At 40.7% G+C, this 10485-nt stretch carries 10 protein-coding genes; 8 read left to right on the top strand and 2 right to left on the bottom strand.

Features of this window, described 5'->3' with window-relative positions; all coding sequences use genetic code 11:
• The 6 genes from UC75_RS21305 to UC75_RS11260 form a co-directional block, all read left to right on the top strand.
• Nucleotides 1-1568, top strand: a 1568-nt coding sequence (locus tag UC75_RS21305) for a TonB-dependent receptor domain-containing protein (protein WP_228137297.1), incomplete at its 5' end; no start/stop codon positions are given.
• A gap of 193 nt (nt 1569-1761) precedes the next feature.
• Nucleotides 1762-2553, top strand: coding sequence for a Slam-dependent surface lipoprotein (locus UC75_RS11240; protein WP_002041986.1), 792 nt, complete (start codon nt 1762-1764; stop codon nt 2551-2553).
• 103 nt (nt 2554-2656) lie between these two features.
• Nucleotides 2657-4123 (top strand): porin family protein, encoded by a 1467-nt coding sequence (locus tag UC75_RS11245; RefSeq protein WP_128825264.1) that lies wholly within the window; start codon nt 2657-2659, stop codon nt 4121-4123.
• Between the two features lie 10 nt (nt 4124-4133).
• On the top strand, nt 4134-5054 hold the full coding sequence (locus tag UC75_RS11250; RefSeq protein ID WP_049837642.1) for an energy transducer TonB: 921 nt from the start codon (nt 4134-4136) through the stop codon (nt 5052-5054).
• Nucleotides 5055-5086: 32 nt separating this feature from the next.
• Nucleotides 5087-5686: a biliverdin-producing heme oxygenase gene (locus tag UC75_RS11255; protein ID WP_128825256.1), complete on the top strand. Its 600-nt coding sequence runs from the start codon at nt 5087-5089 to the stop codon at nt 5684-5686.
• Between the two features lie 28 nt (nt 5687-5714).
• Nucleotides 5715-6155, top strand: a complete 441-nt coding sequence (locus UC75_RS11260; RefSeq protein WP_049837644.1) for a YbaN family protein — start codon at nt 5715-5717, stop codon at nt 6153-6155.
• 5 nt (nt 6156-6160) lie between these two features.
• Here the strand turns inward: UC75_RS11260 and UC75_RS11265 are convergent, their stop codons facing one another.
• Nucleotides 6161-6436 (bottom strand): hypothetical protein, encoded by a 276-nt coding sequence (locus UC75_RS11265; protein ID WP_016138988.1) that lies wholly within the window; start codon nt 6434-6436, stop codon nt 6161-6163.
• A 321-nt stretch (nt 6437-6757) separates the two neighbouring features.
• On the opposite strand from UC75_RS11265, the gene UC75_RS11270 reads away from it, so the two are divergent.
• Entirely contained in the window at nt 6758-7465 is a 708-nt protein-coding gene (locus UC75_RS11270) for a YoaK family protein (RefSeq protein ID WP_049837645.1), read from the top strand.
• Between the two features lie 149 nt (nt 7466-7614).
• Entirely contained in the window at nt 7615-9528 is a 1914-nt protein-coding gene (locus UC75_RS11275; protein ID WP_049837646.1) for an esterase/lipase family protein, read from the top strand.
• Nucleotides 9529-9583: 55 nt separating this feature from the next.
• Here the strand turns inward: UC75_RS11275 and UC75_RS11280 are convergent.
• Nucleotides 9584-10485 (bottom strand): amino acid permease (locus UC75_RS11280; protein ID WP_228137298.1); only part of this gene is annotated, 902 nt, incomplete at its 5' end.

Here is a 10485-nt window from a genome sequence, read left to right on the forward strand (position 1 = left end):
ACACGGCGTTAAGCCATTCTGATAATACGCGTAAAGGCATTACGGTCAGTAATAAAACTCGTTTGTTAGACCAGCTTGATTTGACGCTCGGTGGAAGTTTCTTAAAAGAAAAACTAACGTCCGATGATATATATGGTGAATTTGGCCCAAGTTATTCGCTCTATCAGGCGCTGCCACGAGCAGGCCGCCGTGAGGAAAAAACGTTCGACTTTAACTTTAATTATCGACCACTGTCTTGGTTAAGTTTTGATGCGGGCATGCGTTATCGCTCGTATTGGGCTGTTGATGACTTTTTAAATAAGTCTTTGCAGAGCGAGATTGACCATAGTTTAAATCCGCTGTTTACCAAAAAAAGTAGGCTTAAAGAATATACCTTTGAATATCAAACCATGCCTGAGAGTTACACCGCGACTCAGCAGCGTTTAATCAATGTTTTAAAACAGCGTTATGCCACAAAAAATCCTGATTGGAATGGACAGCTCGACACTGTGCCTGCATCAGAGAGCACCTTGTATAACATGATCTGGTCACAGAAAAATACGCTGAGCTGGAAAGCAGATGCGAATGGGCAATTGTCGCTTGCCGATAATCCTTTAAACCAGCTCAATGCCTCTGGTCAAAAGTACGTCGTGACTGGCGGGAACTTTATGTCGGTGGTTGACCAAGTTCCGGTTGAGTCTGCCGATAAAGTTAAAGATAGCGGCTGGGCACCGCAATTAGGCGCCTCAATTCATCTCACACCAAACAGCAGAATTTATGCACGCTATGCAGAGGAATATCGCTTACCAAGTTTGTTTGAAAGCACTGTCGGTTTTTCTGCGATGTTGCCATATCAAGCAATCAAACCTGAACATGCTTTTAACTACGAAGTGGGTTATGTCTATGACATGCGTGACTGGTTTAGCACAGCACGCAATGCTGACATTAAGCTCGCCTATTACTACAACAAAACCAAAAATGTGATTGAGCGTGATCAAAACCTTATTTTTACCAATATGGATGAGCAAAAGCTATCAGGTTTAGAGTTACAAAGCCGTTTTGATAATGGCGGTTTTTTCACAGACTTGAGCGTGGCCTATAACTTAAAAAATGAAGTGTGTGACACCAATAGTGCCATTAACAAAATGATTTTAGGCGGCACGGTTCAAACCGAGCAGGGTCTTGAGTTCCGTGAACCGTATCAGCGTTGTGTCGATGACGGGTTCCCAAATGGCTACTTGGTGACCATGGCTACACCTGAACTGAGTTTTCACGGGTTGCTTGGCGCACGCTTTTTTGATGAAAAGTTAGAGCTTGGTGCACGTGCAACATTCTATAAAGCTTATGAAAGCCCACTACGTAAAAACAATGATGCTAGCGTCAATAAAGGCTATTACCTCAATGTGCCTTTGGCTTGGGATGACACGTGGATTTTTGATGCCTATGCGCGTTATCAGCTCGATAACTACAACACGGTTGAATTTGTCGGCAGTAATCTTTCTAACCAGTTTTATATCGATCCTTTAACCCGTAGTGCCATGGCCGCACCTGGCCGAACGATGAAAATTAGTTGGACCACTAAATTTTAAACAGAATTTGATTCCCTCTACACATACATAAAAGGGGAGTCAGGTAACGGTAAATAATAGTATTGAATGATTATTATTTACAAAAAAACTGAGTAGGTTTGCAGCTGGGCCTACTCAATAAACTAAAAATAACGAAATCGTTATTTTAAATTAAACAATAACTTAGTTTTAAAAAAAGATGGAGTAACAACAAATGAAAATCTCTCAATTGTTCTTGGGTCTCGTTGCTTGTTCAACTGCATTTGCTTATGCAGGGATTGATGGTATTTCGAGTAATGAAAGTAACATCAAAATCGGTGCTGCTGCCAATGCAAGCCATCCGGGTGGTGTAGCAGCGGTGTCGGTTCAAGCTGCGGGTGCGCCATATAACGCTTTTACAGGTTTTAGTTCATTAAAAGGTTTGGCTCAGGCTTTTGCTGCTCAGGGAACGAGTAATACCAATGTAACGGTTGGCAGCAAAACCTTTAATATTTCGCATATTCCAGTGTCTGCAATGCCACCTTCACATAGTGCATTAGGTAATTTTAACTTTGGTCAGGTGGGCACACAGGAAGTCTATTTTGGTGAATGGTGGAAAGCGGGCGACACGCCGGCAAGCGCGAGCCATACCGTTTACTACGCGGGTGATAACACCAATACCACTGTTCCAACCGCGGGTACTGCAACTTATACCGTTGCAGGGATTAACGGTTCTGGAAGTAATCTGTTAAGTGGTACGTTCACGGCAAATTATGGCGCGGGGACACTTGAAGGAACGCTTACCGGAACAGGTACGGCTGTTTCATCATTAAGCCTAGATGGTGTGGCATTTAACCCGGGTACTGCTGCGTTTGCTGGTTTGGCAACGGCTAATGGTACGGCTGGTGTCGACAACTCTGGTGTGGTTCAAGGTCAATTCTTCGGTGCAAATGCTTCGGCTTTAGCGGGTATTGCCCAGTTCGATAACGTGTCTTACAACACTGCATTTGGCGGTGCTAAAAATTAATGAATGCAAAAGGAATCTACATATGTAGGTTCCTTTTGTTTTTTGGGCTTTTGCTTGGTTGCTTCAGGTTTATTGTTTTATGAAACGAATGCTTTTGTGCTGTCTGACATTGTTGAGTTGTCCATTTTTATATGCCGACGAAGACACACAGCTTCGTCTCAATCAAAGCTTGGACCAAACACTTTTACAAGAACAGCGACAGTTTCATGAGCAGGGAACCATTCGTAGTACCGAGCAATTACCAAAACTTCAAATTAATGGACAAGAATACAGTGTTGAACAAAACCAGAATGATCTTGCCAAGGCGTTATATTTGGCAGTCATGCAAAAACAGTGGCTCAAAGCCACGGTTTATTTAGAACATTATAAGAAATATGTTGGCTACGATCGGGCTTTAACCGACTTTGCTGAAGGGGCAGTTGCACGTTCTCAGGGTCAACTGAAATTGGCTGAACAAAAATTTCAAAGCAGTCTAAAACAACAACCTCATAATTTAATTTGTGAACTTGAGTTAGCGCGCGTGCTGTTTGAACAACAGAAAAATAAGGAAGCAGCACGCCTTTTTATTTCCATTCAAGACCAACTTAAACAAAGCGACCCTGCGGTAATCCCGTCTGGGGTTCTAACCACAGTGAATACTTTTGTTCAGGCATTAAAAAAACGAGACTCTTGGCAAGGCTCGGTTTCAGCGGGTTACACCTATGTCAGTAATTTAAATAGTTCGTCGGAACAGAGCAAAACATGGACGCTTTATGGCAAAGATAGTAAAGGTAATATTATCCCAATTGAGCAAGTCACTCGTGGAACGCCTAAAGCTGAGTCGGCAACGGGGTTAGATTACGAAGCCAGTCTGATTAAACGCTATGCGATTGAAGGACATCATGGCGTGGCTTTACGTGCGCTGGCGTTTGGACAGTCCTATAACGACCACGCGGCATTTAATGAATCTACCATTAACATTAATGCAGGCTACAGCTACTTTGACTTAAAAAATCAAATTGGGGTGAGTCCGCTATTTGAACATAAACGTTATGGCAATGATGGTCTTTACAATGCGTGGGGTACGCGTGTCGAATGGATGCATTTTATCTCGGCAGATAAAGCCTTTAAGCTTGAGGCTGAGAGTAAAGATTTAAATTATCAGAAATATAAAACCCTAGATGGGGTAGAAAGCTCAGCTTTTGCTACTTTCTGGAAAATCCTCCCAAATCAGTGGACCGTTTTTAGTGGTTTAGACGTAGTCGACCATTCGACCCAAGAAAAATATATGGCTGCCTACCAACAGCAAGGTGTGCGGTTGGGCTTAAGCAAATCTTGGAGCACAGGATTTAATACCACTTTGCTGAGTTCTTATCGTTGGCGTCAGTTTGATAAATACGCAGAAACTTTCTTAGCTCGTCGTCATGATTTTGAACAGAATTATACCTTTGTTGTGCAAATGCCGCGTTTTGAGTTTTATGGCATGACACCCAATTTAACCTATCGCTATAACCATAATAAAAGCAATGTCGATTGGCTGTATTCCTACGATAAACACAACATTAGCCTCAAGCTTGAGCATCGTTTTTAGGGAATAAGCCATGAAATCAAAATCTTTATTCCCTACACATAAGCCGATGGTTATGTTGCCTTTACCACAAGGGCTGAAGCACTTTTATCAGTGCTTAACCGTAGTGGTGGTGATCGGACTGCATGTATTTGTTGTCTGGATGCTGAGTCATTTAATTGAACCTTATACTTTTAAAGCAACACCCAAAGTAGATGCCTTAAAAGTAAGTTTTGTGTCATTGGCGCCTGCTAAAAAGCCATCGGCTGAAAAGACCGAAAGCCAACCTAAAAAAAGTATAACGCCTCAATCTACGTTAAGCAGTTCAGTATCTTCAGTACCTGAAGAATCAAAAAACTCGCCTACAAATATTCAAACATTAGCGTCAAAAACTGCCTCTAAAGAGGTTGTGCAAAATAATTTAAATGACAAACAGCAAGCACAACCCAAAACGACTTTAAACAATTCAACTTCGCTCCAACCATTGCAGCTTACAGAACGGCGAGCGGTTCATAACGATAAAAAACTGAGTTCGACAGACCTTGAACAAACACAAACGGAGCATTTGCCACAAAACACTAATAGCGAAACCAAAAGTGGCGGCGTCAAAACACCCGTAATGCAGCAAGAGTATTCCAAAGCACCGAGCACTCAAGTTGAACACGATGACGTTGTTCAGGTGAGTAGTGTGGATGTGCTGAGTTTTGGCGGGCTTGACTATGATGACCGCGAGTTAAAACAACAAAATCGTTTGGTTGAGCTTCGGATTCGCATTAATGAAAAAGGGCAGCCGATTGACATCCAATTACGTCAAAGTTCGGGCATTCAAAGCCTTGATGAACGGGTCATGCAAGCTACACATAAATCCAGATTTAAACCCCACAAAATTAACGGTCGAGCCGTGACCATTGTTGTGGATTTTCCAGTCCAACTCAAACTCAATCGGGGCCGTTAACCGATGAGCGATATCCATTTTGCAGGAGAAAGATGATGAACTCATCTACAGACCAAATCATTAGCAACAGCTTGTCTTTACGTTTGAAACAAGAAACTGCTGCTGAACACGAACGTATGCATCAATTAATGTCAGAGGCAAGGGTATTTTCAAGTAAAGAAAAATACGCGCAATTTACGTTGTCTCAATATTATTTCCAGCGTGAAATTGAACATCTTTTTGAAAAAGAGGGTGTGGCAGGACTGATTCCGGACCTCGACATTCGTGGCCGCTCAAAACAAGCACTTGCCGATTTAAATGATTTGGGTATTCAACCCAACGGGCAGCAATTACACAGTGAAAACGTACAGCTACCCGAAGCTTTAGGCTGGATTTATGTGTCTGAAGGTTCAACTTTAGGGGCTGCATTTTTATTTAAAGAAGCTCAAAAGCATTTGGGTTTTTCTGAAACGTTTGCTGCGCGTAATTTAGCTGCCTATCCCGAAGGGCGCGCTAAAGTCTGGAAACGTTTTGTACAAGCACTGGATGAAGCAGGCTTTGACCAAACCCAGCAAGACCGAGTTGTTCAAGGAGCGTTAGATGCCTTTGGATATTTTGGTCAAGCGCTTGATCAGCTTGATGAATTGAAATAATAAAAAGTGGATAAAGGGAATACCCGATATGGATAAACTCAATCAAGTAAATGTGATCGTAAAACATGAGCAGTCGTTAGCTCCCGCTCAACCAGTCAATAAGCTTGCCCGTTCTGTTTGGGCACGTTGGGTGTTTATTGGTTTGGCTTGGTTGTGTATTGCGCTTGGTATATTGGGTATTTTTATTCCGGGTTTACCCACCGTTGATTTTATAATTTTGGCGGTTTTCTTTGCGGCTCGAGGTTCTGAAAAACTTCATCAATGGTTTCGAAATCATCGTTATATCGGTCCACTTATTCGCGAGTGGCAAGACCATCGGCGTATTCCTAAAAAAGCAAAATACATCTCGACGTTGAGTATGAGTTTGGCTGCGGGACTGATGATTTGGACCATTCCACATCCGTGGTTTGTCTATCCGGCAATTTTATGTATGGCAGGGGTATTGGTGTGGATGTGGCTTAAAAAATGAAAGAATTATGATCTGCACTGTTGCATGGTGCGCATCATGGTTTTCACAAAATCACGCGGTACCTCAGGGCTTTGTAGACTTAAATTTCCAAGTTTATGCATGAGTTTAGGGGAATATTGACGCTCTAAACGATGATAAATACACAGACAGGTTGAACGGCTATGTCCAGCTGCGATGCATTTTGAGTAAAAATCACGGTGTGCATTACTTTTATAGCCAGCAGAGGCAATCGATACAAATAATAATCCACCTAGAAAAACTGAAAAATTATAAAGTGACATATATCTACTCTTGGTTGTTGTTTTTCATTATCCATATCTTGGCATAACTTTTTCAGGTTCAAAACCAATTGATATCAACTTGCGGCTTCATCATAGTTATAACAGTTTTAGAGGTCAAATTGATTTGAAGTTGAGAACCGTTTATTGTTTTAAAAACACTCAATTTTAATTGTTGCCATTTTAAAGACAGTGTTGCGACATTACGCACCCTATTTTTTTACATCGTTTTTTGCTTTCATAAACACTTTAGTATTATTCATTTTTAAATCATTTATATACAACTTACTTGTTTTAAAACTCTAATTTAACAGGATATTTTATATGGCAGATACCCCAATTCAAAAAGAGACAGAAAGTACCTGGGCAATATGTCGAGATCCTGTTTTACTGACCATGGTGGGTGGGGCAATTGATACCATTGGTTTTATTGCGCTGTTTGGTTTTTTTACCGCTCATGTTACGGGAAACTTGGTGTTGGCAGGCGCTGCATGGGTTAAAGGTGGTGCTGGCATATGGATTAAGCTCGCAGCAATCCCGCTATTTATTTTGACGGTGGTGATCACCAAACTGTTAATTGACCGTAGTCAGGTCAAGCACAAAACACTGTCTTATTTATTTTTATTTGAAGCTATTTTTCTATGTGCCTTCATGGTTGCAGGACTTTACTTTGAGCCATTTAAAAATCCGGATGCGCTAACAGTTGCAGTAACAGGCGGGTTGGGTTTAATTGCTTTAGCTATTCGTAATACTTCCAGCAAAACCCTCATTAAAAATATTAGCCCAAGTACCATGATGACTGGTAACACTACCCAGCTTGGTATTGATATTGCCAACTTGCTTAAAAACAATAATGCAGCCAATCGGGCAAGTTTTCTGAAAAGTGCCAGTATTGTGATTGGATTTGTAATTGGTGCTTTCTTGGGAGCAATACTCTATGTCTATTTTGACTTCTGGAGTGTAGCGCCATTTATCTTACCTATTTTGTATTTCTCTTATTTAGCTTCACAGCAAAGGTTCAACCAAGCTTGATTAGAAAAAATAACAAATTAGCCTGAATTAAAATGAGTTCAGGCTTTTTTTCGTAATAAAGGAAAATGGAAGCTGAGCTGAAATTGTTCGTTCACTGCTTTACAGGCATAATGACCAGATGGGGAATACATTCGATTAAGGAATGCACAATGACAAAGTCTTATCATTATTCAATCATAACAATAATGGCTTTGCTCAGTGGCTGTCAGGTCATTAATTTAAAAGAAAGTAATTTAAGTAATGCTTTAAAAAGTAAGAATGAAAGTATTTTGACCGACGGCACCTTAAGCCATCAAACCCAAAACTTGCTGTATTTAGTTAAAAAAGACGAAAAATCTTGTCTGCAAAATTTTGATGATTGTTTAAATAAAATTCAAAGCTTGTCTGAAAATAGCAGCCGAGAAGAACGCTATGCTGCGCTCAGTGAAATTTATTTAGCCAAGGCTTTAGACGTCGGACGTAATAGCCAATGTAATGTCATTAATAAAAGTAGTAGTTGCCTTGAGCAAGAGTTGGCACTGTTTGATAAAAGCTTGCGCTATAGTTATGTTTATTTATTTGACTCTGAAGAGTCGCCGTTCGATCGGGTATTTGACCATCGCCAAAATCAGGTGCGTATTTTTTATAACGTGGCTTTGTCGAAGCTCATGACCACGTATTTTAATCATTTAAATACGCATCGCTTTCCTCCTCTGCTTAAAGCAGATGGCCATGAGTACCATGTCAATTTTGACCATGCTGTAGATGTACAAAAAATTGAAGTCGATACTTTTCGCTCTAGCTATAACATGAACTTTTCTGGCTTTAATACCGTTAACCGTAAGGATGGTTTAGGAGCAGAGTTTATTGTCGGGCGTAAAGAAAATGATGTAAATCACGGCTTCATTTTAGATCCTGATGCTTTTTATGCTCACCAGAATAATCCGAACATCCATTTACCACGCTTCTTTCCAGTGACTGCGATTGCTTACCCAAAACAAAAAGCCACAGCTGAACAGGTCATTGCTGGAGCAGATTTAGAAATTGCCATGTTTGATCCATATCGACAAGACCGCGTAAAGGTTGAAGGTGTGGACTATCCGCTCACTGCAAACTATTCGGCGCCTTATGGGCTTTGGCTATCAAAATATAATTTAGGTGCAGCAGGTTATTGGTCTTTAATTAATAAAGAAAACAATTTGATCATGCCGCATTTATATATGCTGGAACCCTTTAACCCGAATAAGAAAATCATTGTATTTATTCATGGCTTGGCAAGTAGCCCAGAGGCGTGGGTGAGTCTAACCAATGACATTATGGGCGATGCAGAATTAAGGAATAACTATCAAGTCTGGCAGGTGTTTTATTCAACCAATATGCCGATTTTTGAAAGTCGTTTTCAGATTTATTCTTTGCTGAATCAGGCTTTTCAAAATGTTGCTAAAGATAGCTACGCTGCACGTAATGCAGTGCTGGTTGGACATAGTATGGGCGGAGTGATTAGCCGCCTATTGGTAAGCGACGCCGATGTTTCAGAGCAAGCCATGCAAAAAATGAATGAAGCCCAGCTAAACCGTTTAAAAGAAAATCCTGTGGTGCTAGAGCGTTTTCAATTCAAAGCTTTGCCTTATTTTAAGCGGGTTGTTTTTGTTTCGGCACCGCATCATGGCACTGACTACGCTGACCGATGGTTTACCCAAATTGCCCGCCGTATTATTCGTTTGCCCGCTGACTTTTTTATTGCAGTTGAAATGAGAGATGAGAAAAACACAAAGCTCAGAAAAGGTTTAATTGAAAATGGGGCGAGTAATTTAAGTCGTTCTTCTAGCTTTATGCAACTTACGCAAGCCATTCAGCCATCGTCTAGCGTGGTCTATCACTCGATTATGGGGAACATAAATGGCACGACTGATAAGTTAAAAAGCAGTGATGGGATTGTGCCGTATCAAAGTTCACATTTAGATGGTGAACAGTCGGAACTCATTATTAAGGGTGGGCATTCGATTCAAACTACCCCAGAAGCGATTTTAGAATTACGCCGTATTTTACGGTTGCATTTAAAGCAGTCACAGCCTTCAAAATAGAATTTTTTGTTTTTAGAAAACCACTGCTGAAATGACTCAACAGTGGTTGAAATGATTAATTAAGCTGATTTTGTTTGAGCGATTTTTTATGCTCAAAATAGCTGATTGAAAAAATAATCAAGCCGACCAAATACAACACTACAGATAGAAGTAATAAATCTAATCCTGCTGCATAGAGCAACCAAAGTGCGTAAATCGAAGCGACACTTGCAATGGCAATATGCGGTGTGCGTTTATGGCGAATGGATTCTTTAAGATAAAAAGCCGACACCAGAAAATAGGGCAGTAAAATCATTACCGATGAAATTAATAAAAGCTGGGTGTAATTTTTATTGAAAAAATACACAGCAATCAATGCACCTTGCACGACAATGGTGGTCAGCCAAAGTGATGAAATGGGTACATTATTTTGATTATTCTTTAAAAATAATTTCGGGAATGCACCATTTTTTGCAGCTAAATATGGAATTTCAGTGGCGAATAAAGTCCAGCTTAAATAAGACGAAGAAACTGAAATAATAAGCCCGATGGTAATAACAATCGTGCCCGGTAAACCGATTAGTTGCTGCAAAATGGTTGCCATTGATGGGTTGTGCATGCCAGCAAGCGCCTCACGACTCACCACGCCATAAGCCAATACGGTTACCATCACGTAAAAGCTTAACGCCAGTAGCACACCTAAAATGGTCGCTTTACCAATGTCATGACGTTTTTTAGCCCGCGATGATAAAACCACAGCACCTTCAATACCGGTAAATACCCAAAGGGTAATGAGCATCAGGTCTTTCACCTGCTGCCAAAGCGGAACTTTTAAAGAGAAGTCATTTAAGTTGAGTTTGAACAAATCAAACTTAAAGGCAATGAAAGTAAAGAAGATGAAAACCACCATTGGAATGATTTTGGCAATGGTTGCCAGTAAATTCACAATCGCAGCTTCTTTAATGCCTCGACTTACTA

The sequence above is a fragment of the Acinetobacter sp. V2 genome, from assembly GCF_001188385.1.
In the GTDB taxonomy this organism is placed as follows: domain Bacteria; phylum Pseudomonadota; class Gammaproteobacteria; order Pseudomonadales; family Moraxellaceae; genus Acinetobacter; species Acinetobacter oleivorans.